The organism is Paenibacillus brevis, from assembly GCF_018919145.1.
Classification (GTDB): Bacteria; Bacillota; Bacilli; order Paenibacillales; family Paenibacillaceae; genus Fontibacillus; species Fontibacillus brevis.
Genome location: NZ_JAHLQJ010000003.1, coordinates 44751 through 67951, shown reverse-complemented (window position 1 = coordinate 67951; position 23201 = coordinate 44751). Strand labels below are relative to the sequence as shown.

The following is a 23201-nucleotide window of genomic DNA, read 5'->3' as shown; positions in this document are numbered from 1 at the left end:
ATCAGCCCTCCAACTCGAAGCGGTAATCTTCGACAACTGTATTGGCCAGCAGCTTCTCGCACATCGCCTTGACCCGGGCTTCCGCCTCAAAGCGGTCATCGGTGTCCAGCTGCATCTCCATATACTTGCCGATTCTCAGACCCTCAACCTCTCTGAATCCCATCGAATGCAGTGCCCCCTGTACGGCAACCCCCTGCGGATCAAGTACGCTTTGCTTAATAGTGACATATACGCGAGCTTTCAACATTTTCCCGTGTTCCCCCTTGTCATGGTATGTGCGGCGATGCCGCAAAACAGATTGGCTGACCCTGCAATGGCTACAGCTCCGCTCCGGTCAAACGCCGGTAAATTTCCTTATATCTCCGGGTCGTCTCCTCCACAACTTGCGGCGGCAACGGAGCCGGCTGGCTAATCTTGTCCCAGTCCGAGCCGGCCAAATACGTGCGGACCGGTTCCTTGTCCATGCTGTCGATTTCAATATCGAGCGCATAGTTCTCTTCGGCCCAGAAGCGCGAGGCATCCGGGGTAAAAATCTCGTCAATGAGGATCAGCTTGCCATCCGCCAGGCCAAATTCCAGCTTGCAATCCGCAAGAACAATGCCGCGCTGTTCACAACGCTCGCGGGCGTAGCTATACAGCTCCAGACTGCGGGTCCGCAGCTGTTCTGCCAGCTCCGCACCGGTCAATTCCGCCATCTTCGCGAACGGGATGTCTTCATCGTGCCCGACATCGTTTTTTGCGGCCGGCGTGAAGATCGGTTCTGCCAGCTTGCTGTTCTTACGCAGTCCCTCAGGCAGCCTGATTCCGTTAATCTCCCCGCTCTCCTGATACTGCCGCCAGCCTCCGCCGGTCGCGTATCCGCGGACCACGCATTCGATATCGATGCGCTGAGCCTTGCGGGTCACCATGATTCGTCCGCGCAATGCCTCCCGATGCTCCGCCGGAACAATGCCTTCCAGCCGATCCACATCGGTGTGGATCACATGATTGTCGATCAGATGACCGGTCTGCTCGAACCAATAAGCGCTGAGCCGGTTCAGAACCTTGCCCTTCTCCGGCACGGCCGGCTCAAGCACAAAGTCGAAGGCCGAGATCCGGTCCGTTACGACAATAAGATAGTGCTCCCCAAGATCGTACAGCTCGCGGACCTTCCCTTTATAAAGCAGCGGGGCCCCAATCATTCCCTCCGCTGTGGAAATCGCCGGTGTTGACATGCTTGCTCCCCTCCCATGTATCTACTATCCTGCTCAGTTCAAACCAAGCTTGCCGAAAATCGTGTCCACATGCTTCAAATGCCAGGATGGATTAAACGCATCCTCGATTTCTTCCTTGGTCAGCACGGAGGTGATCTCCGGCGTCTCCTCAATAATGTCTCGAAAATGCCGCTGCGTCTCCCAGGCCTGCATTGCGCGAGGCTGTACAGTATCGTATGCCTGCTCGCGGCTGAAGCCCTTATCAATCAGCTTCGTCATCACCCGGCCGGAGAACGGCACGCCGAATGTGCGCTCCATGTTGCGCTTCATATTCTCAGGGAATACCGTCAGATTCTTCACGATATTGCCGAAGCGGTTCAGCATGTAGTTAAGCAGCATCGTTGCATCCGGTAAAATCACACGCTCCACCGAAGAGTGCGAAATATCGCGCTCATGCCACAGCGTCACGTTCTCATAAGCGGAAAGCATATGCCCGCGAATCACGCGCGATAGACCGGAAATGTTCTCACAGCCAATCGGATTGCGCTTGTGCGGCATGGCCGATGAGCCCTTCTGTCCCTTCGCAAAGGCTTCCTCCACCTCGCGGAACTCACTCTTTTGCAGCGCCCGGATCTCCGTGGCGAACTTGTCGAGCGAGGTTGCGATTAACGCCAGGGTCGCCATATATTCGGCATGACGGTCACGCTGCAGCGTCTGCGTTGAGATCGGCGCCGGGCTCGTGCCCAGCTTGCGGCAGACGAACTCCTCTACAAACGGGTCGATGTTCGCGTAAGTGCCGACCGCACCGGAGATCTTTCCGAACTGAACATTGTCGGCTGCCCGCTTGAACCGTTCCAGGTTCCGCTTCATCTCTTCATGCCAGAGCGCCATCTTCAGACCAAAGGTCGTTGGCTCGGCATGAACTCCGTGTGTCCGTCCCATCATGGCAGTATCTTTGTACTCGATTGCCTTGTTGCGCAGAATATCGATAAAGCTTACCAAATCCCGTTCCAGAATCTCGTTCGCCTGCTTGAGCAGATAACCAAGCGCCGTATCCACCACATCCGTCGAAGTGAGGCCATAGTGCACCCATTTGCGCTCTGCACCCAAGCTCTCGGAAACGGCACGCGTAAAGGCAATGACGTCATGACGCGTCTCCAGCTCAATCTCATAAATCCGATCCATATCGAAGGTGGCATTCTGACGCAGCAGCGCTACATCCTCCTTCGGAATAACTCCCAGCTCCGCCCACGCTTCACAAGCGCAAATCTCCACCTCAAGCCAGGCCTTAAACTTGTTCTCTTCGGTCCAAATGGCCCGCATTTCCGGTCTGCTGTAACGTTCGATCATAACTGTTGGTTCCTCCATATTTTGGTTTGCTGTATAAAGTCCAGCCCGTCCTGCACATTGCTGCACAAAAGATTGACATGTCCCATCTTCCGCTTCGGCGCAGAACCTTGCTTTCCATATAAGTGTACTTTCGGGATGACCGGATTGCCAGCCGCGGACGGCATCCTCTCTCCCCATTGTCCGGTTGCTACGGCCTGCTCTACCGCCTGCAAATGTTCGCCAAGCACATTGACCATCACCACCGGTGTTCTCAAGCCAGGGTCGCCCAACGGCAAATTGCAGATGGCCCGAACATGCTGCTCGAACTGCGAAGTCGCATTTGCCTCCATCGTATAATGGCCCGAATTATGCGGCCTTGGCGCCAGCTCATTGACATACAGCCTTCCGTCTCCGGTCAGGAACATCTCCACCGCCAGCAGCCCTACTGCTCCAAGCGATTCCGCAATCCGCGAAGCCAGCTCCTCCGCTTCTTCTTGCACTCCCGACCCGATCCGGGCCGGAACGATCGACGCATGAAGAATATTGTCTATATGAATATTCTCGGCAACGGGAAAAGTCTTAATCTCACCACGCGGGCTGCGGGCAGCAATCACGGACAATTCCTTCTCGAACGGAATGAACTGCTCCAAAACCAGCTCCGTGCCCGCCTGACTCAATGTGGCATACGCCTCGGCAATCTCAGCCTCTGAGCGGATCACCCATTGCCCCTTTCCGTCATAACCGCCAGTCGCGGTCTTCAATACTGCCGGTAGTCCCAGACGGCTTGCCGCTCCGCGCAGCCCTTCCTCGTTATGAATCTGTTCATAAGGAGCGACCGGCACGCCAGCCGTCTCAATAGCCGCTTTCTCACGCAAGCGATGCTGCGTTGTATAGAGTAAGCGGCTCCCCTGAGGGACGTAAGACTGCTCTTCAAGCAATGCAGCTACATCTGCATCCACATTTTCGAATTCATATGTGATTACGTCCGCTTGAGCAGCCAATTCTTGGGCCGCCGCCCGGTCTCCGTATCCGGCGACAATCTGCCGGGCAACTTGCCCGCACGGCGACTCCGGGGTCGGGTCCAGCGTGACAAAGCGATAGCCGAGATTACTTCCCGCCAAGGCCATCATCCGCCCTAATTGGCCGCCGCCCAGCACACCGACTGTGGAGCCGGGAGCGATTACCTTCTCATCCAGGTTAGCCCGCGCTTCTCCGCCGCCTCCTTCCGGAGCCAGGCGAGGTCCTGCCGCCTCCAGTCTCAAACGGCTCATTGCTTCTCCTCCAGCACCAACTCGCCGCTGCTCTCAAGCACTTCATCCCGGATCCGCTCCCGCCGGGCCGTGAGCCGCTCAGCCAGCTCCGGGTCAAATGCACCCAGCACCTGGGCAGCAAGCAGTCCGGCATTGATCGCGCCTGCCTTGCCGATCGCCACCGTCGCAACGGGGATGCCTCCCGGCATCTGAACGATCGACAGCAGCGAGTCCAGCCCCTGCAGGGCTCTTGATTGTACCGGTACGCCGATTACGGGCAGCATGGTCTTGGCAGCAACCATCCCCGGCAAATGCGCCGCACCTCCGGCACCTGCAATGATTACCTTCAGTCCGCGTTCTGCAGCCTGCTCCGCATATTCAAACATAAGATCCGGCGTGCGGTGCGCAGATACAACCTTTTTCTCATAAGGTACCTGAAGCTCTTCCAACACCATGCATGCGTGAGACATGGTCTCCCAATCCGATTTGCTGCCCATAATGACTCCAACCCGTGCTGACATGCTTGACATCCACCCGCTTTCTTTAGGTTTCCTAATCTTTCGTAAATCTTCTTCTATAATTAAAATGGTTGGTTGAAATTGCTGTTCTTACCCCGAGCTAAAAAAAGAAAAGCCCGAACTCTATGAAAATACACGTATTTTCAGAAGTTCCGGACCCGGTTGTGAATACACCGCTTGCCCTGACGAGCACGAAACCGGCCTTATCGGCCGCAGCCCGTCAAGGCAACGCAAGAAACAGCCTATTCCTATGACGTATTCACTCGTAGTCCGAAAATTTACGGTTTCCGGGTAGAGACTTCCGGGCCCTATCCCCGGCTTTATACGAGAGTATATTAATGCGTGTTTAAAAAGTCAGCTTTTCAGCACCAAGAAGGTTGCGAGAACCCGAAGAAGGAGGAACAGAGTGTAGGCGAACCTACATGAGTACCGGACTTCTAGGGTGAACGCAAGATTCGATGTCGAACCAACTACCTGAAACACTTCGTGATCAAAAGATAACTATTTAAACTACCTCTATAAGTTTCTTTCTCATTCGCGGTTCTCCCGCGCGCTCTCTTAGTTTAACAATCCCCGACAAGAGATGTCAACTCAAACACGAACATTAATTTTTTGTTGACAAAATATCGTTCGTATTTTTACAAAAGTGATGATCCTTCAGCAACGATATTCGATAGCTATAGAAAAGCACATTTAAGCGGAGGGCATATTCATTCCGGATACACCAGTCCCGGTTTGTTCGCCCTCCGTTTGAGGCCAGAGCCAGCGCCGGAGCAAAATTCCTGTCAGGCCAAGTCCCACCATCGTCACGCCGATAGACATGAAGGCCGTCCCAACGGAAAGCGCCCGGATGAATAGTCCCCCAACCAACGGCGCGGTCAGCATCACGAGACTGTTCATTGTATTCTGAATACCGAACACGCGCCCGACGACGTCCGGCGAAGTTTCCTTTTGCAAAATATAATTTTGGACCAGAATATATGTCCCATTGCCGATTCCGAGCAGCAGACCAAATCCTAACAACAGCCAAAGCGGGCTTGCCGGAGGGCATAACCCCAGCAGGGCAATACCCAGGCCGATCAATCCGCAGCCTCCGCCCAGTCCCCAAGCATAATGGATTTTACCCAGCTTGTTCAGAACAATAAGCGCGCCCACGGCACCCGCTCCAATCACGGCCACAACCTGTCCGGTCAACGATTCATTATCGGGAGAAATAGACTTGAACAGGGTCGGAAATTGATAATCAACCATCAAGATCGCCGCTAAGCCGACAAAGCCGAAAATCATGGTATGAAACACCACTTTACGGTGCCAAAGGAATGCCCAGCCTTCCTTCCATTCACCCCAGAAGCTCTGTCTTCGAGTCTGCCCTTTTGCAATTGCCATCCCTTGACCAGCTCTACTATCAGGCAGCTTCCATAATCCCAGTAGCAGCAGAGCAGACAGCAGCCGCGCCCCCATGTTAATCAGGATACATGCCTGAGGAGACAGGGCAGCGAGCGTTACCGCGCCCAGCAGCGGTCCGGCTACCTTAGATCCCTGACCAACCAGTCCGTTATAAGATGTCGCCTGCAGCAATAAATCAGCCGGAACGACCCGGCGGGTCAGCGCTTGTTGAGCCGGCACATGAAATACACCGGCCATGGCCCGAAGCGCCAGCAAAGGCAATAGCCATGAAAAGTTTGGGGCGAACAGCACGCCGATTGTCAGGATAACGGTCAGCAGATCGCAAAGCATCATTAGCTTCGCCTGCTGGATCCGGTCCGCCAGCGTGCCCGCAAAAGAACTGAACAAAACGGCCGGCAACGCCATGCATACCGGAATGAGCGCAATCATGAACGGATCTATGCCCCAGCGATAAACTACCAAGACCTGAATGGCGAGCGCATCGAACCAGTCTCCGAACGAAGCGAGCGCATAGGCGGAAAACATGCTCCTGTAACTGCGGATCGACCATAGCGCGGAGCGGGAAGCAGATATCATTTACCGGTTCCTCCATCCTTCATCTGTCATTTTCGTGATCACTCTTTGCAGCTTAACCGATGAATATCAGAGAATGATCAGATAAGAATGGGGGACGGGAATAAATTACTCCTTTTCGACCGTACCAGCCCCAAGAAATTCCGTAATGTATTCTTCCATGGCGGGGCCAAGCGTCGATAGACGGTATTCCTTCTGTACGGACTCAAATAAACCGGCATATTTGCGTACTAATGAATTCTCGTGATCACGCCGCCGCAAAAAAAGATTAATCTGTTTGATAGCAGCTAGATAAAGCGGCTGGTGTTGAGACATGCCCAGTATCTCCAGGCCTTCATCCAGATTTTCTTCCGCTTCTCGCTCTTGCCCCATCGCAAGAAGCCGCAATCCTTTAAAAACGCGAAATCGGCCTATTTCTCTAATATAAGGCTCTTTCTCCAGCAAGCGCTCCAGTCTGGCAGCAGTCTGATCTGCCTCCTCCCAGTTTTCGGCCACCAGATGAACATACATCTCCATCAATGCCACGGGCATGACAAAACCGGTTAATCCGTCTTGCTCCACTACGCGCCTAGTAGAATCAAATCGTTCTATAGCTTTCTTGGTCTTGCCGGCATCGGCATACATCTCAAGAATATTCAGGATTTCCATCTCCCTGTGCTGTTCCGGAGTCATCAGGCCTTGCCTCAGCACTTCCTCGCAGTAATCGAGCACCCGAACGTAATCTGGCGTGCCCGCCCAGTAAAGAAGGAGCAACCAATAAAAACGTTCCCGCGGGGGAACTTCGTCCGTTTCCAGAAACCACCCGATGTCGGCTTGAATAAACCGGATATAGCTCCGGTAAAATGCATCAATCTCAAATCCGAGGACTTCGCGCTGAGCCGCCAATGCCACGATAGATTTTCCCTGCCCGAGCAAATGGTATTTTTCAAACAACCCCCGTACCGCATTCCGGATCTCTTCATCACGCATAGAGGGATTATCCAAAGCTTTGGGCTCAGCCATGATCAGACTGTAGCCGTATCCCCGAATCGTGTTAATTTGAACATGCGCCCAACGGCGAAGCTTTTTGCGCAAACGGTAAATATGGTCATCAACCGTCCGCTCTACCGGATATTCCAGCACCCAAACCCGGTCCAGCAATTGCTCGCGCGAAAATGCCCGCCCCCGCTGCTCATATAAAAACTGCAGCAAGGCAAATTCCTTGGCCAGCAATTCCACGCTTTCCGTTCCGTCGTTCACCGTATAGCCGGCCGGATCAAAAACAAGTTGTGCCATGTTCATTCTTCCTTTCCTATATCAAGAAGCGGGTTCAAATTATATTCATCTTAATATATTACAAGACAAATAGTTAAAACAAAAAAGCGGGGGAACCCCCCGCTTTTCCATGCAATCCAGGCGGATCACTATTCTATTCAAGATGATTTATTTGACGACGAGTACCGGAATACGCGCATGCTGCACCACATTATGACTGACACTGCCCAGAACAAATTCGCGGATGCCTCCGAGCCCTCTGCTGCCGATAACAATCAGATCGGAATCCTGCTTCTTCACATAATCAAGCAGCGCTTCGGCTGGCGGCCCCTGCAGCAACTCGACCTTCGCTGTTAATCCTGCTTGCTTGACCCGTTCCTCAGCTTCTTTAACTGTACTCTCCGCCATATTATAGAAATCCTGATTCACTGAAGCGGGGATCGGCGCGAAGCCTTCCGCTACATAAAACCTTGGAAAATCGAACGCATGAACAACCGTAAGACTGGCTCCCGGCGTCAGCTTTACCAGTTCAATCGCTTTATCCAGTGCCTTGTTGGCGGCTTTGGATCCGTCGAAGGCGGCAACAATTTTAGAAAATAACATAGGTCAGCACCCCTTATCTCTAAAAGTATGTAAACCATTACACCTTGACCCAACGAATGAAACTTTTCCAGGCATCGCCTCCGGTCTGTATCCGTGTTAACGGCCGGTCTCAGCTTAAGAAATAGCCGTACAACACCGCATTTAACAGCAAGAGCAGCGGAATTCCGATCCGGAAGCTGGCATGCTTCGTCTTATGACGTTTGATATTCATTGCCAGCAGGATACCCAGCGCACCGCCGATAGCCGCCAGTAGAAACAGTGTTTTTTCCGGCGTACGATCCTTGCGCTGTCTGGCCCGGCGCTTGTCATCGGACATGACGATATAGGCTACCAAATTAATAAATACAAACCATATCACGATTCCAGTCCGCATAACCGCTCCCCTCCCTTCACCGCTCCCTCGAAAGAGGTTGTTCAAAAAGTTGTCGGCCTTTTGAACTCGTGCTCATAGTTCTATTATACTGCTAACCTCTTCCGCATACCAAATAGAAAAAGACCAGGCACCCTCAAGGGCCTGGCCTTACGTTTAGGAGATGCTGCTGCACCTGCCGGCTGAATCTATCAGGATTCCTGCTTCGGAATATCGTTCAGACTGGCTGGACGCTCGCCTTGCTTTTTCGGCTTGGGCGTGATGCTCTCCTCCAGAATACTGGATTTATTCTGCTGATTCTCTGTCTTGCGCGCTTTATGATGCGGCATGAGCTTCACCTCCTGCGGAAATAAGAATGCAAATCTATTCCTTCCCATCATTATCCTCCCGCAGGGGCTGCCGTTTTATGCAAGCTCTGTGGAGCCCTCATTCATCAATTGCTATTTGTCCTGCTTCTCCAGTGCTGCCTTCAACAGATCGCCGAGGTTGTTACCGAGCGATTCCTGCTTGGCGTATTGCTTCACAAGCTTCTGCTGCTCCCGTTTGTTCACATGCTTCGAATCCTTGTCCAAGGTCTCCGTAATTCCACAAGGCAAACACTGCACGTACAGACCGACTTTCCCATCCTTCAGCTCCATCTTCTTGTGGCACTGCGGACAGCGGCGGTTCGACAGCCGTTTCTCGCCTGAACGGCGGTACCCGCAATCCTCGCTCGGGCAGATTAGCAGCAAGCCGCGTTTACTCTTCTTCTCCAGCAGCCGCGTGCCGCAATCGGGGCAATGGCTGTTCGAGACATTGTGCGGTTTATAAGTAGCCTCACTGTTCTTCACGCCACGCACGAGCGTCATCGTCATTTCGCGGATGCCGCCAAGGAACGGCTCAGGCTTGCCCTGTCCGCGCGCAATCCGCTCCAGTTCGGCCTCCCATTTGGCCGTAAGCTCCGGCGAGCGCAGATCCTCGGGCGCCAGCTCGATAAGCTGCTTGCCTTTGCCCGTCGGATGCAGTGAAGATCCCTGCCGCTCAATCGTATCCGAGCTAACCAGCTTCTCGATAATGTCCGCACGGGTCGCCGGGGTTCCCAGTCCATGCTTCTCCATCTGGGTCAGCAGGGCGGCTTCAGTATACCGCTTTGGCGGCTGAGTCCGCCCCGGCAGCAAGCGGCAGCGCTTGATCGTCAAGCGCTGGCCTTCCTTCAGCTCCGGCAGGGTGCCGCTGTCCTCTCCGGATTCTTCCTCCTCGTCCTCTTCGCCCCCGGCTTGTCCGTCATAGACGGCCTTCCAGCCGCTGTCCTTGATCGTGATCCCCTTGGCATGCAGCTTCTCGCCCTCTGCCTCCACGATCACCGCAACCTGATCAAAACGGGCCGGCGGGTAGAACAAGCTGATGAAGCGGCGAACGATCAGATCATATAATCTCCGTTCCTCCGTGTTCAGCGTATTCAGCAGTACTGTCTGCTCGGTCGGGATAATTGCATGATGATCAGTAACCTTGCTGTCATCGACCACACGCTTGCCCGGTTGGAGCGGCTTGCGCAGCAAAGGCCGGGCCAAAGACGCATACGGGCCTATCGCTACACTGGTCAGCCGTTCCTTCAAGGTATCGACCATGTCCGTCGTCAGATAGCGCGAGTCGGTCCGCGGATATGTCACCAGCTTATGCTGCTCGTATAGCCGCTGCAGTACATTTGAGGTCTGCTTTGCAGAAAAGCCCAAATAGCGGTTCGCATCCCGCTGCAGCTCGGTCAGATCATAGGCTTGCGGATGAGGGACCTGCTTCTCGCTTTTGGCCAGCTTCACAATGATGCCGGTCTTGCCTTCCAGCTTGCGCTGCAATTGTCCAGCCTGCTCTGCATTAAAGATTCTAGAGTCGCCGTTCGATCCGCGCCACAAGACCTCAAATCCGTCAAGGTCGGCGCGCAGCGAATGAAATTCCTCGGAGCGGAAGGAGGTAATCTCCCGCTCCCGCTGCATTATCATACCCAGCGTCGGCGTCTGGACACGGCCCGCAGATAATGGGGATCCGAACTTGCAGGTCAAGGCGCGGGTTACATTCAATCCGATCATCCAATCGGCTTCTGCCCGGCAGCGTGCCGACTGATACAGCCGGTCAAACTGGCTTCCAGGCTTCAAGGATGCGAATCCCTCCTTGATCGCCTTGTCGGTCTGCGACGAAATCCATAGCCGTTTGAAGGGTTTATTCCATTTGGCCATGCTCATAATCCAGCGTGCCAGCAGCTCCCCCTCCCGGGCAGCATCCGTGGCTACGATCAGCTCACCGATATCCTGACGACGCATTAACTGCTGGACCGCCTTATATTGATGACTGCTCTCCCGCAGCACCTTCAGCTTCATGGAGCCAGGAAGAATCGGCAAATCCTCCAGCGACCAGGTCCCGTATTTCCCGTCATAGTCCTCCGGCTCCGCGAGCCCGACCAGATGGCCCAGAGCCCAGGTGACTACGTGCTTCGGACCTTCCAAATGACTTTTATGTTTATCCCGGCAGCCCAGCACCCGGGCAATCTCTCGGGCTACAGACGGTTTTTCCGCTAACACCAAAGTTTTCATAACGAACATAAGCACTCCTTTCTGTGCGTGTTCAAAAAGTCAGCTTTTCAGCACCGAGAAGGTTGTGAGAACCCTAAGAAGGAGGAACGGAGTGTAGGCAGCGCCTACATGAGTACCGGACTTCTAGGGTGAACGCAAGATTCGACGCCGAATCAACCCCTTGGATCACTTCGTGATCAAAAGATGACTTTTTGAACTACCTCTTTCCTGACTATCCTCCATTATACCATCCCATCTCCATCAATCCAGAAACGGAAAGAGCAAATGCGCGTACACATATTTGCTTTTGCGCGCTTTAAAGGTCAGCCGGAGCTCGCCATCCTTCACACAGACGGAGCGAAGCAGAGAAGAACAAATCTCCCGCTTAATGAGCCGTTCCGCTGCGTGCTGATCCCCTCGCCGGATGGCGCGGGCAAGCGCGGCCGCATATACCGGCTGCTTCAGCAACCGCCGATAATAAGGAATCAACAACGCCGCGATCCGCCGATGCATGACCGGACTGAAATGAAATTGCACCGATCCCGGAGGAATCGTGGTGCCACAGCTATACTCCGACCAAGGTTTAGGGCAAGAAAAGAAATAACCGATCCCGTTGGTGCCCAGTCCGTTTCGGATCAAATTTGGAGCAACCGGACGAAGCAAGGTGATCATCCGGTCAAGATCCCCCTTTACGATTGCTTTGCTCCAGGCTGCGGCGAACCTGCGGTTTCGGGCTACTGTCCGCAGGAAAGGCAGCATGCTCTCTGCCGTGACCCGAAGCAACGCTGCTGTTGGCTTTCTCGGACCGCTGCGGCGAACAGATTTGCATGATTTTCCGCTCGTTTTCCCCATTTCAATCTCCTCCTCATTCAGACCCGCGCCTGATTACTGGCACGACGATACATGCTTCATCCTATGTAGGTGATGGCCGCTTCGGCTGGGCGCAGCATGCTGGACAAAGCGAATTGACGGCGATATGCTCTTGATAGCGGCAAAGGAATTCCGCCGTCAGAAAATAAACTGAGGATCAGAGGAGACAACGATTGTGCCAACCGTTCGCAAGCTGCTCACTGAGCAGGATTTTGAAGACGCGCTTCAGCGCCAGCTCCGTATTCGGGTATTCGAAGGACAGCATTTGGTGGAAAACGGGACGGTCATTATCCGGCTCGATGGAGATACGGTCATCACGCAAAAAAGCGTGAGCGATATTACCTATCACTCACGCCGTGACTGTCAATTTTTTGAGGTCAAAAAATAAAGAGAAACAAAGCATTCACCCGGCTTCAGGCAGATTTCCTATGTCGCTCAGGTTCTGCCGCCGGCTTCGGCGCTTCCTTGTTATAAGTAATAAAGAGCCATACTCCAGCCAAAATAACCACCCCGGCTCCAAGCTGAAGCCCCGACAGGCTTTCTTTAAGCAATAACCAGGCCAGCAAAGAAGCGAAAACCGGTTCCCCCAGTACTGCCATGGATACAGCGGAAGCGCTCATATACTGCATCAGCCAATTAAAGAGATAGTGTCCGAACAAGGTAGGAACGACCGCAAGCAGCAAGAAGACTCCCCATTCCTTGGGCGAGTATCCGGTGAAGGTATAGCCTTGAACAAGATTATAAACGGCCAGCAGCGAGGCAGCCGTGAAAAACACCCAGAAATTGTAGACAAACGCGCTCATGCTCTGCAATATTTGCTTGCCTGCCAGCATATGGGCCGCTACTGCAAATGTTCCCAGCAAGGATAGCAAGTCACCATGCAGCGCCGATCCGGATACCTGAAAATCGCCTGCACCAATAACGATTGATCCGATCAGGGCCAGTCCGATGCCGAGCATCATGGTCCGGTTGATTCGTGTGCCGAACAGAAAATAGGAAGCAATGACGACCAAAATCGGTTCCAGCGTTAAAATCACCGTGGAGCTGGCTACCGTTGTATAGGACAAGGAGCCGATCCAGAACAGAAAATGGAGGCCAAGCAGCGTTCCCGACAGAAGCAGCCAGCCCCATTGTCTTCCGGTTAGAGAAAACATCTCTTTACGGGATTTCCATACAAACGGCAGCATAATCAGGTTCGTCAAGAACAGCCGATACATACCGATCACCGACGCCTCGGCGTCTGACCATCGGATGAAGATCGACGAGAACGAAATCGCAATAATGCCGATTACAAACAGGATTTGATACTTGAGTGAAGCTTTCGTGGCGGAATTCATTAATTCATCAGGTTCCTCTCATCGCATAGTACAGCTTGGTGCTTTTCTTCGTGGTTCTATAAAGTTGAACTAAAGTTTAGTTCAACTTTATAGTCCGCTCCATAGTATAGCTGAGCTGTTGATGGAACGGCAACTGCTATTTTTAGAGGGGAATTCCGTGCAGTCCGGGAGTGAATTCAGTCGCATACAGACAAAGCCTGGGACTTCATTGTATCGCTAATTTAGGGAGGAAAATAATATGGAAGCTGTGGTAAGCCCCAGATGGGTGCTTGCAAGAATGTACGAGCCCGATCTCGTCATCGCGGATTGCCGGTTCAAGTCCGGAGAACCGGAAGCCGGACGGCTGGCCTACGAGACCGCCCACATACCAGGGGCGGTCTATCTTGATCTGGAGCGGGACTTGTCCGCTCCGGACAGCGATGGCCGCGACGGGCTGCCGCGGCCGGAGGAGCTGGCGCTGACCCTGGGTCGCGCCGGCATTGGCAATGCCGTCCGAGTCGTAGCCTATGACGACTCGGACGGCAGGAGCGCAGCACGCCTATGGGCGCTGCTGCGCTGGCTGGGCCATGACCTGGTCACGGTCATGGACGGGGGGTTCGCCGCCTGGATTGCAGGCGGCTTCCCTGTGGACGACGCCCGGCGCATTGTGGTGCCGGCGTCGTTCACGCCAAGCGTCCGCAGCGATCTGCTTGCGGACGCAGAGATTGGCCGGGCGCTAGGTCTGCCCGGCAACTGAACAAAGGCATGTTCCGCTTCCAACCGCGGAACATGCCTTTTGCATCAACCCTTACAACAAAGCAGAAAGCAAAAACAAGCTTCAGATTCCGCCTTGGCGTTCTTCTTTTAACAGCAGATATAGGAAGTACGGGGCCCCGATGAATGCTACCATAATTCCGGCTGCAATCCCGCTCGGCTGTACCAGATTGCGGCCGATCGTATCGGCGAGCAGCAACAGCCATCCTCCGATCAGAATGGATACCGGCACAAATTGCTGATGTCTGGGGCCAACCAAGGCCCGGGCAATATGCGGCGCCATCAGGCCGATAAAGGCAATGCCGCCCGTAACCGAAACCGCCGAAGCAGCCAAAGCAACGGCAGCCAGCATGAGCAGAATCCGGTCTTTATTGACTACAACCCCGGTGCCGATTGCCGTCGACTCGCTCATAGCAAGCAAATTCAGCTCCCTGGATTTGAGCAGCACATAAGGAACGAGGATAACCAGCCAAGGCAGCAAGGCAAGCACAAACGGCCAGTCCGTTCCCCATACATTGCCGGCGAGCCACTTGGCGATAAAATCGACTTTTGTCCGGTCCACAGAAGAAATAAGGACAATCATCATCCCCGATAGGGCCATCGAGAAGCCGACACCAACCAGTACCAGCCGAATCGGCTGAACGCCTTCTCCGCGGGCATAGGAAAATACATAGATCAATACCGCAGTAATCAAAGCGCCGGCAAAGGCTATCAGCGGAATGACGTAAGCGAAAGTCTCGACGTTAATCGGCGCGAACAGGAAATACACGGTCACTCCGACCCCGGCACCGGAATTAATGCCGACAATCCCCGGATCAGCCAGCTCGTTACGGGTGATGCCTTGAAGCACGGCCCCTGACAAAGCGAGCGCCATCCCTGACAGCATCGTGACCAGAATACGAGGCAGCCTTACCGAGAACAGAACAAAGTTGTCCTCAAAGGATCCGTGTCCCAATATAGTCGGAAGCAGGCGGTTAATGGAAACCGGCGAGGCCCCGACACTGAGACCGGCCAGAACGGTCACCAGCATTAGAAGAACCAGCAAGGCAAGAACGACCTGCTGTTTGCGAAGCGAGCGGATCATTTTCATGATAAAGAGCGCCCCCCTTTACGAACAATGAACAGAAAGAAAGGCAAGCCGAGCACGGCCACAATGGCGGCGACCGACACCTCATAAGGAGCATTGATCATCCGCCCGAGCAAATCGGCGAACAGCATGAAGGTGCCTCCTGTTATGACGGAAAGCGGCAGGATGGTGCGATAATCTGTTCCGGCAAATTTGCGCACGAGATGCGGGATCATCAGCCCGATAAACGCCAGATTGCCGACAAGCGCTACCGCCGCGCCGGCGAGCAGTGTGATCACCACATACAGAATCATTTTGATCTGCGTTGTTTTCAGGCCAAGACCAACCGCTGTCCCTTCGTTCATGCTGAGGATCGTCAACTGACGGGATAAGACAACAGCTGCAATAAGCCCTGCTCCGACCACCGGCGCAATCGTCTCGATCTGCCCCCATGTCGTACCGATCAATCCGCCCGAGGTCCACATCGTGACGCTCTTGGAAATCTTGAACTTGAGGGCAATGCCATCCGCAAATGCCGAGAGCAGAGCCGATACGGCCGAACCAGCCAGCACCATGCGCAGCGGCGACAGCTTCTGCCGCCGCAGGGCGGAAATGCCGAACACCAGCATAGCTCCAAGGGCCGCGCCAATAAAGCAGGCGATCATTGTGCCAAAATACCCGACAGCCGGTAAAAAGGCGAATGTAACGGCCAAGGCCGCATTTGCACCGGAGGTTAAGCCCAGCAGTCCGGGATCAGCCAGCGGGTTGCGCGTCAGTCCTTGCATAATGGCTCCGGCTACGGCCAGTGCCGAGCCTACCAGAATACCGGCAACCTCCCGGGGCAGACGCAGCTCGCGGATGATGGAGATATCATCTCCGGTGGCATTCGGATTTGCGATCGCACTCCAGACATCCGCTAGCGAAACATTTTTCGCACCGAGCATAATCGACAGAGCGAACATCGCCACAAACAACACCAGGCTGGTTAGCAGCTTAAGCGTAAAGGATAGATTTGTTTTTTGTCGCGACTTGTTTATCATTTCAACCATCCGTTCCTAATTCAGTCTGCAAAAAAGGAACGCATAGGCGTTCCTTCTTCATCCATGTCCACAAAATGGATTAGTTGGATCCAAGCAGCGATTGTGTGATGAAATCGAGCTGGTAATCCAGCGACAGAGCATCATTGAAATAGAATCCGGTAGCATCGACCTCAAAGACTCGATTATTTTTGACGGCCGGGATATTTTTATAGGTACTGGTTTCCTGGAAGGAAGCATCCGCGTTCGGATCTTTACTGTAAATGACGTAATCACCCATATATTCCGGCAGGACCTCCAAAGAGAGATCATAATAACCCGCTTCAGCTGTCATTTCCTTAACTTTATCCGGCATTTTCAAACCCATGGCTTGATATACGATTTCCGTGCCGCGTCCCCAAGCATCTCCGAAGGTGTACAGTGCTTTTGAATCTCCCTCGATGATAGAAATCGTGCTGTCAGCACCAATCTTGGCTTTGATCTCTTCTCCCGCCTTCCGGGCGCGTTCCTTGAAATCGGCAATCCAGGCGGCCGCTTCCGCTTCCTTGTTCACTGCCTTACCGATCTCCAGAACTTGGGTCAGATAATCCACTTTATTGTAAGTATAAGTAACCAGCGGGGCAATCTGTTTCAATTTATCGGCATTCTGAATGTCCGAGCTGGCAATAATCAGGTCAGGCTTGACGTTTAAAATACTCTCTATGTTTTCCTCAGATACCTCGGGAACATCCTGAAGCTGATCTTTAAAATTAGGGTTTGCCTTAGCCCAGGAGTCTGTCCCGGCAATAGGCACGCCCAGCTTCAGCAAGTTCCCCGCATTGCCTGAAAGAATGACTACGCGCTGAGGATTTGCCGGCACCTCGATCGGCCCATTTTCGGATTGATAAGTAATCGTATCCGCACTGCTTTCGTCGGCAGAGCTGTTTGTACTTGAGCTTGCATTGGCCGACCCGCCGTTATCTGCGCTCGCGTTGGACTCGGAAGCGGAATTGTTGGTTCCTGCTGCGGAATTATTGTCCGCAGTGTTGCCGCAGGCGCTCAATGCCATAACAACAACGACGAGCAAAGGTAATAACCATCTTTTCATTACTATGTCCCCTTTAAACTTTGTTTTGATGATAGTGATAATCATTATCATTTTTGCTATTAAAACTTTACGTCCACTTCTCTGATTTGTCAATCCCTCAATTTATAGTGGAATAATGCGGAATTAGATCGATTACGAAGATTAAGGATTAAGCATATGCGTCGCAGATAGGTCATTATTCTCAGCTCTCCGAGATGTTGCTTTATTGCGCCCCATTACGAAGCAATTGCAAGGTCAACTGCTTTCCCATCCCATCGGTTCCTCCTGCTATTACACTGGTACGCATTGTCACCTCCCTCCAAAAATTTTCTTTTCCATGATTAATTTACTTCGTAGTATATTGGAATCAATGCTCGGCTTAAAGAAGGCACTTTAAATAAAACTACACCATGCAGGATTGCGGCAAAAAGTGAGAGGGAGATACTCAATGATTCAGAAGAATGGTGCAGCCTCATACAATAATCTGACTATAGAACAAATTCATTTGATCCAGAAAGCAGAACGCTTTTGCAAAGCCGAATTAGAGCACGACACCAGCGGCCATGATTGGTGGCATATCCATCGCGTCGTGCAGATGGCCCGGCGTTTGGCCCACGAGGAAGGAGCCGATCCCTTTATATGCACTGTAGCGGCCCTTTTGCACGATGTTGCCGATGAGAAGCTGAACGATTCAAAGGAAAGCGGACTTTTCAAAGTACGCAGCTGGCTGGAAGGCCAACAGCTTCAGGGCGAAGATACGGAGCATATTATCGAGATTATTTCCACGATGTCCTATAATGCCGGAACGAACCCCCCTGTACGAACGTTGGAAGGCCGTGTGGTTCAGGATGCAGACCGTCTTGATGCGATCGGCGCTATTGCGATTGCAAGAGCGTTTCAATATGCAGGCTGGAAGGGGCATCCGATTCATGATCCGGGCCTGCCGCCACGGGAATCGATGTCCGCTGAGGAATACAGAAACGGGAAAACAACCGCTATCAATCATTTCTATGAAAAGCTGCTTAAGCTTAAGGATCTTATGAATACAGCTTCAGCAAAGGCAATCGCCCAAGAGCGGCATCGCTATATGGAGCAATACGTCGAACGCTTCTATCTTGAATGGGATGGGCAGGTTTGACCATTTCCCTCAACAAGAACTTACGTTCTCTTTTTGGTTGACAATTTCATTTTGTTTCTGTATATTATTTACAAAATAAGCGAAAAAGCGAGAGAAGCACCTCGCAGGATGGCCTACTGGCCTATCTTGCAGGTGCTTTTTTTCCTTTTCTCTAAAGGAGCTGACATTCTATGTCCTATTCTCTCTTCAAGAGTTGCCGTATTCGAGCTGTTATTTGCTTTGTGCTTCTGAGTCTGATTCTTTCCTTTGCGGGTGCCTTTCCTTCCTATGCGGCCGTCTCCTCCTCATGGGACGAAGCACTTACAAGCATTGATAAGCTGTATGACTCATCTCAATCTCTGGAGTCATCTAACCGAGCAACAAAGCAACAAGTTCAGCTTCTACGGAAAGAAAACAATGAGAGACTCAAATCGATAAATACCCGGGTTCAGTTGATCGGCAAGGCTCAACTGGATCACCTGAAGGCAGAAGCCGCTTCGATTCGCCAGAAGCACGCCCCTCTTCTAGCGGAGTATACCGCTCTTGGAAAGAAAGCAAGCGAAGCAAGGAAGAACAAAGACAGTAAGACAGCTCTTCTCTACGACCTCAAGCGAAACCGTATCAAGCCTGAAGCTGCATCTGCCCGGCAAAGCATCAAGCAAAAGCAAGAGAGATATTCCGCCGCCAAGAAGCAAACAGCCGCCAAAGCAAAGCTTGTAAAGGATGCAATCGTCAATGTTCCTGCCATTAAGAAGCAAATTACCGCTGAAAATCAACAGGTTACAGCATTGAACAAGCGCAAGACAGAAGTGAATAAACGGTACAAAGCAGCCATCAAGCAAGGAGATGCACATGCCGCCAAGGCCGAGCTTGCAGTTATTGTGGATATTTTGAAGCAAATACAGACCTCTCAGCAAAAAATCATGAAATATGAGCAGTCCATTGCAGCGTTGTTAAATTCTGCCGAAGCCAGGCTTCCGAATTGAGCTCCCTTACCTGTGCATTACCTGCATGATTATCTGTGTAAATTCAACCTGCAGTTGATATATAGTCACTTAAGCGGTTGTTGAGTAAGTCTCAAGCTCTAATCTATACTTGTAGCAGGAAGAGCGCTCTTTACTCTATTGACTAGAAGGTGAAAGTTATAAATTTACTTATTGGGAGCCAAATACGAAGCCTGCGCAAGCAAAAAGGGATCACCCAAGAACAGCTGGGAGCAAGTTTGGGCATTTCCACGCAAGCCGTGAGCAAATGGGAAAATAATATTGCATTACCGGATATCACCATGGTCCCTCCCCTTGCCAACTTTTTTAACGTGAGCATAGACGAATTGTTCGGCCATCATCTTAATGAGAAGACACAAAAAATCAAGGAGATTTGCGACCAAGCCTATGTATTTCGGGAGAGCAATCCTTCTCAAGCAAGAACCCTTATCGAGAATGGGCTAATGAGCTACCCTGATGATGACCTCCTGTTAAATCATCTTCTCTATGTATGCAGCACCTCGGAAGAACCGGATTATGTCATCTCTGTTGCAAGCAAGCTCATTTCTTTAACGAACGATATTGCTGTCAAATATGATGCACTGCGTTTCTCGCATATGCTTATAAGGCTAAAGGGGAGACGGAGCATGCTATAGCAGCTTTGGAGCAAGTCCCTGAACTGTACTTTTCCAAGCTGTCCGAACTGGCATTTGTCGCCACTGGTGCGGTGAAATTTGAGGCAGCGGAAAAACAAAAGTGGATTTCCATAGAAGTACTACTTCAGATGATGGAAAAACTGAGCGAATGCTATGCAGAGAGCGGCAATTCGCCTGCCGCCAGACAGGAGTCCCAGAGAGCATTGGCAATTCTGCATGCATTAGCTGAAGAACCAAAAATCGTTCATTTCCAAAATTACAATTCGTATTTCAATCAGAAGCTGAGTATGCTATCCAATTAAAAAGCAGGCATTCATTCCTCACTCCTTGGGCTTGGATATGTATAATAACAAGCCCCAAGCTCTGGTGCTGCCAGAACATGGGGCTAGCTCAAGTTAATCCACAATGCCTTGAATGAGGCCCGGAGCCAGTGGACGAGGCCGTTCACAGCTTGTAACGAGCTCCGCATAACGCTTGCTCTCCGAGCTGGTATGGAAGGCATGCATGATCTCAAGGACATGGTTCGCCAGTTCACCATTTGCCCGATGTATATTTCCGCTAGTAATACATGCGGCCATGTCCGCCACGCCGATTCCCCGGCTATTCATTGCGTGATTGTGGAGGACCGGAATTTCCGCGAAGCCTTCTCCGCCTGCCGGCTTGAACAAAATGGGCCCGCCAAATGTATTCGGATCAGGAACGATCAATGTTCCTCTTGAGCCGTATATTTCAATTCTTGGCAACGTGCTGTCCCATACGTCGAAGCTTGTGATCATCGTCGCTACAGGTCCTGAAGCAAATTCAAGCGTGCCTGCCACATGTGTAGGCACTTTGACATCAATCGTCTGCCCGAACTTCGGTGCGCTTGTAATTGTCCGCTGCAGGAAAGACGTCTTGGCCATGCCGCAGACGGTCTTTACCGGGCCTAACAAGGTCACTAGCGCGGTCAAATAGTAGGGCCCCATATCGAACATCGGGCCGCCGCCTTCCTGATAATAAAACTCAGGATCCGGATGCCATCCCTCATGCCCATGGTTAAGCATGAAGGCCGTTGCGGCTACCGGGTCTCCGATGAAGCCGTCGTCAATCAGCTTTCGGCAGGTCTGAAGCCCGGCCCCCAGGAAGGTGTCGGGAGCACACCCAAGCATCAGCCCTCTTTCCCGGGCCAGCCTGGTTAACTCTTCCCCATGCTCCAGCGACAGGGACAGCGGCTTCTCTACATATACGTGCTTATCATGGAGCAATGCCGCCTTGCAAATCTCGTAGTGGCCGATCGGCGTTGTCAGGTTCATCACAATCTCTATCTCTGGCGATGCAAGCAACTCCTCTGTTGTCCATACATGAGGAATTCCGTATTTTTCTGCGGCCGCCTCCGCCCGTTCAGACACGATATCTGCACAGGCAAAAACCTCCGTATTTGCAAACATAGTTGAAAGATTCTGCATATAAATTCCGCTGATATTACCGCAGCCTACGATCCCTACTTTAACTTTCATCAAGAGCTGTCCCACCTTTAGCTTAGTTTAGGCTATCTGCTTGTCATCAGACCTATTATGAATAAGCGCTGTTCTTATCTGCTTATCTTGCGGCCCATAGAAATCCTCTACGCATCAATTCAATGGCCTCGGGGATATCAAAAATATCTGCATGATGACCTAGTGAGTTGTAAAATACGCGGCCCAGTCCCCATTTCTTGGTATAGACAACCGGCATCTTGATAACGCCGTTTGCCGAGTGAGGACCCTCGCTAATCGCAAACGAGGTTGTTGCCAACACATCAACACACGGGTCCACGTGGAGATAATATTGCTCGGACTTCACTGCAAAGTCCTGGATACCTTCTACAATCGGGCTGGAGCTGTTCTTGACCAGGTTCACCTCATACTCGACCCCATCATTAAACGGATGAGCCACCCACTGAGATCCGGTCATAAATTGCCATTCAACTGAATTGCGGAACGAATCGCACATCCCTCCGTGACAGCCGGCAATCCCTACGCCAGACTCTACTGCACGCAGCACAGGTTTAAGCTGCTCTTCCGTGATCTCACCCATTGTCCAGATAGGAACGATTAGACTGTGACTTTTCAAATCCTCCTCATTTTCAAAACGGTCCAACGTATCCGAGACTTCTACTTCAAACCCTTCACCAGCTAGTAAACGGGCAAATCTCTCCGCAACCTGAACCGGTTCGTGCCCGTCCCATCCGCCCTGTACGATCAATGCTTTCTTTGCCATATGTCTGCCTGCCCCTTCCCATCACTCTCAGCAGTGATTATCCAATCTGCATACTCCGATTGTAAGCTGTTAAGGGTCTGCAGGCTCGTCATTTCCATTGCTTAATCGGACACTTATTGCTATTTTAGTCTTGAATGTTTTATTTCGGGCATATCAGCGGACAGGAGAGCGCAAATGAAGGCTTATCACGAGAAACGACACTATGGCAGCGACCTGCCGATCAGTGTGATGCAATTGCATAACTTTTCATTTCTGGCTCATTGGCACAACGATGTTGAACTCATTTATGTTAGAGAGGGCGAAATCCGGGTCGGAATCAATTCGGAGAACTGGCTGCTAAGGGCGGGCGACCTGGCCGTGTGCAGCAGTGGAGATATTCACTATTATGATGGCAGGGATCTGGAATCCGAGATTATTCTTGTCATCTTTAATCCCAGGCTCATAGGCAGCCCCAGCGGATGGCCGGGTGATGTTCATCTTGTCTCTCCCGTAATCACGAGCGCGGAAGAACTGGGCGGATCCCGGGAAATGCTATCCGCTCAAGCTGCCCTTCTAATAGAACGGATGCTGACAGAAATGATTGAGAAGCCCGAATACTACGACACCCTGCTGGTAGGACTTCTTTACGAGCTCAGCGGGTTAATTCTGCGATACGCTCCGAATGAACCCCTAGATCTTCGCAAGGACAGGCGGCTCGGCAGCGGACGACAGGCTATGCGAGAGGTGCTTGATTATCTCGAAGCCCAATGCTTCAGAACCATCACGCTGGAGGAGGCTGCCCGGCAAGCGCATATGAGTGTATATCATTTTTCCCGGACCTTTAAGAGTACCACCGGCATGAGCCTGACCGCTTATCTCAATAGTATTCGGATAGATAAGGCCGAGGAGCTCATCCGGACAACGGAGCTTACCATGCTCGATATCGCGCTGGAATGCGGATTTACGAATGTCCGTACCTTCAACCGCGCCTTCAGACAGTTCCGGGGAAGAGCTCCATCCAGCCTTCGCTGATGCTTCTGCCTTATAACAAAAAAATCG

The 23201-nt window shown here is 52.1% G+C and carries 25 protein-coding genes and 1 riboswitch; of the genes, 7 read left to right on the top strand and 18 right to left on the bottom strand.

The genetic code is table 11. The features are described from left to right. Position 1: 1 nt before the first annotated feature. The 12 genes from purS to KQJ23_RS04140 form a co-directional block, all read right to left on the bottom strand. Positions 2-247: a phosphoribosylformylglycinamidine synthase subunit PurS gene (gene purS, locus KQJ23_RS04195; protein ID WP_044477180.1), complete on the bottom strand. Its 246-nt coding sequence runs from the start codon at positions 245-247 to the stop codon at positions 2-4. 70 nt (positions 248-317) lie between these two features. Then, positions 318-1214, bottom strand: a complete 897-nt coding sequence (locus KQJ23_RS04190) for a phosphoribosylaminoimidazolesuccinocarboxamide synthase (protein ID WP_216477431.1) — start codon at positions 1212-1214, stop codon at positions 318-320. Positions 1215-1247: 33 nt separating this feature from the next. Then, on the bottom strand, positions 1248-2543 hold the full coding sequence (purB, locus tag KQJ23_RS04185; protein ID WP_216477656.1) for an adenylosuccinate lyase: 1296 nt from the start codon (positions 2541-2543) through the stop codon (positions 1248-1250). Then, the gene (gene purK, locus KQJ23_RS04180) at positions 2540-3793 is read right to left on the bottom strand and encodes a 5-(carboxyamino)imidazole ribonucleotide synthase (RefSeq protein ID WP_216477430.1); all 1254 of its coding nucleotides are present in this window, start codon (positions 3791-3793) and stop codon (positions 2540-2542) included. The genes purB and purK overlap by 4 nt, the downstream gene beginning before the upstream one ends. Then, a complete protein-coding gene (gene purE / locus KQJ23_RS04175; protein ID WP_216477429.1) occupies positions 3790-4293 on the bottom strand; it encodes a 5-(carboxyamino)imidazole ribonucleotide mutase in 504 nt (167 codons plus the stop codon). Before purE ends, purK begins: the two co-directional genes overlap by 4 nt. A gap of 243 nt (positions 4294-4536) precedes the next feature. Then, a riboswitch (purine riboswitch) is annotated at positions 4537-4638 on the bottom strand. Between the two features lie 345 nt (positions 4639-4983). Then, positions 4984-6273 (bottom strand): MFS transporter, encoded by a 1290-nt coding sequence (locus tag KQJ23_RS04170; RefSeq protein ID WP_216477428.1) that lies wholly within the window; start codon positions 6271-6273, stop codon positions 4984-4986. Positions 6274-6378: 105 nt separating this feature from the next. Then, entirely contained in the window at positions 6379-7545 is a 1167-nt protein-coding gene (locus KQJ23_RS23905) for a winged helix-turn-helix domain-containing protein (protein ID WP_216477427.1), read from the bottom strand. Positions 7546-7692: 147 nt separating this feature from the next. Continuing rightward, positions 7693-8127 (bottom strand): universal stress protein, encoded by a 435-nt coding sequence (locus KQJ23_RS04160; RefSeq protein WP_216477426.1) that lies wholly within the window; start codon positions 8125-8127, stop codon positions 7693-7695. 109 nt (positions 8128-8236) lie between these two features. Continuing rightward, a complete protein-coding gene (locus KQJ23_RS04155) occupies positions 8237-8500 on the bottom strand; it encodes a DUF1294 domain-containing protein (RefSeq protein ID WP_216477425.1) in 264 nt (87 codons plus the stop codon). Positions 8501-8688: 188 nt separating this feature from the next. Further along, complete coding sequence (locus KQJ23_RS04150) at positions 8689-8826, bottom strand: hypothetical protein (protein WP_216477424.1); 138 nt, start codon at positions 8824-8826, stop codon at positions 8689-8691. A 111-nt stretch (positions 8827-8937) separates the two neighbouring features. Beyond that, complete coding sequence (locus KQJ23_RS04145; RefSeq protein ID WP_216477423.1) at positions 8938-11061, bottom strand: DNA topoisomerase III; 2124 nt, start codon at positions 11059-11061, stop codon at positions 8938-8940. Positions 11062-11301: 240 nt separating this feature from the next. Next, the gene (locus tag KQJ23_RS04140) at positions 11302-11892 is read right to left on the bottom strand and encodes a hypothetical protein (protein WP_216477422.1); all 591 of its coding nucleotides are present in this window, start codon (positions 11890-11892) and stop codon (positions 11302-11304) included. A gap of 193 nt (positions 11893-12085) precedes the next feature. On the opposite strand from KQJ23_RS04140, the gene KQJ23_RS04135 reads away from it, so the two are divergent. After that, positions 12086-12298 (top strand): hypothetical protein, encoded by a 213-nt coding sequence (locus KQJ23_RS04135; RefSeq protein WP_216477421.1) that lies wholly within the window; start codon positions 12086-12088, stop codon positions 12296-12298. A 25-nt stretch (positions 12299-12323) separates the two neighbouring features. On the opposite strand, the gene KQJ23_RS04130 is transcribed toward KQJ23_RS04135, so the two are convergent. Next, positions 12324-13247, bottom strand: a complete 924-nt coding sequence (locus tag KQJ23_RS04130) for a DMT family transporter (RefSeq protein WP_216477420.1) — start codon at positions 13245-13247, stop codon at positions 12324-12326. A 238-nt stretch (positions 13248-13485) separates the two neighbouring features. Between KQJ23_RS04130 and KQJ23_RS04125 the strand changes: the two genes are divergently transcribed. Next, the gene (locus KQJ23_RS04125) at positions 13486-13983 is read left to right on the top strand and encodes a sulfurtransferase (protein ID WP_216477419.1); all 498 of its coding nucleotides are present in this window, start codon (positions 13486-13488) and stop codon (positions 13981-13983) included. Positions 13984-14064: 81 nt separating this feature from the next. Here the strand turns inward: KQJ23_RS04125 and KQJ23_RS04120 are convergent, their stop codons facing one another. The 3 genes from KQJ23_RS04120 to KQJ23_RS04110 form a co-directional block, all read right to left on the bottom strand. After that, positions 14065-15084, bottom strand: a complete 1020-nt coding sequence (locus tag KQJ23_RS04120) for a FecCD family ABC transporter permease (RefSeq protein WP_216477655.1) — start codon at positions 15082-15084, stop codon at positions 14065-14067. Between the two features lie 2 nt (positions 15085-15086). Further along, complete coding sequence (locus tag KQJ23_RS04115; protein WP_216477418.1) at positions 15087-16106, bottom strand: FecCD family ABC transporter permease; 1020 nt, start codon at positions 16104-16106, stop codon at positions 15087-15089. A gap of 79 nt (positions 16107-16185) precedes the next feature. Beyond that, positions 16186-17190: an iron-hydroxamate ABC transporter substrate-binding protein gene (locus KQJ23_RS04110; protein WP_216477417.1), complete on the bottom strand. Its 1005-nt coding sequence runs from the start codon at positions 17188-17190 to the stop codon at positions 16186-16188. Positions 17191-17617: 427 nt separating this feature from the next. Here KQJ23_RS04110 and KQJ23_RS04105 point away from each other — a divergent pair, with 427 nt between their 5' ends. The 4 genes from KQJ23_RS04105 (at position 17618) to KQJ23_RS04090 (ending at position 20227) form a co-directional block, all read left to right on the top strand. Then, complete coding sequence (locus KQJ23_RS04105) at positions 17618-18307, top strand: HD domain-containing protein (RefSeq protein WP_216477416.1); 690 nt, start codon at positions 17618-17620, stop codon at positions 18305-18307. A 170-nt stretch (positions 18308-18477) separates the two neighbouring features. Then, on the top strand, positions 18478-19272 hold the full coding sequence (locus KQJ23_RS04100) for a hypothetical protein (protein ID WP_216477415.1): 795 nt from the start codon (positions 18478-18480) through the stop codon (positions 19270-19272). 149 nt (positions 19273-19421) lie between these two features. After that, on the top strand, positions 19422-19925 hold the full coding sequence (locus tag KQJ23_RS04095) for a helix-turn-helix domain-containing protein (protein ID WP_346779341.1): 504 nt from the start codon (positions 19422-19424) through the stop codon (positions 19923-19925). A gap of 5 nt (positions 19926-19930) precedes the next feature. Next, positions 19931-20227, top strand: a complete 297-nt coding sequence (locus tag KQJ23_RS04090) for a hypothetical protein (protein ID WP_216477414.1) — start codon at positions 19931-19933, stop codon at positions 20225-20227. A gap of 93 nt (positions 20228-20320) precedes the next feature. Here the strand turns inward: KQJ23_RS04090 and KQJ23_RS04085 are convergent, their stop codons facing one another. Both KQJ23_RS04085 and KQJ23_RS04080 read right to left on the bottom strand, forming a co-directional pair. Continuing rightward, the gene (locus KQJ23_RS04085) at positions 20321-21424 is read right to left on the bottom strand and encodes a Gfo/Idh/MocA family protein (protein ID WP_216477413.1); all 1104 of its coding nucleotides are present in this window, start codon (positions 21422-21424) and stop codon (positions 20321-20323) included. Between the two features lie 79 nt (positions 21425-21503). Next, positions 21504-22163, bottom strand: a complete 660-nt coding sequence (locus KQJ23_RS04080; RefSeq protein ID WP_216477412.1) for a ThuA domain-containing protein — start codon at positions 22161-22163, stop codon at positions 21504-21506. Positions 22164-22337: 174 nt separating this feature from the next. Between KQJ23_RS04080 and KQJ23_RS04075 the strand changes: the two genes are divergently transcribed. Continuing rightward, positions 22338-23174, top strand: coding sequence for an AraC family transcriptional regulator (locus KQJ23_RS04075; RefSeq protein WP_216477411.1), 837 nt, complete (start codon positions 22338-22340; stop codon positions 23172-23174). Positions 23175-23201: the final 27 nt, after the last annotated feature.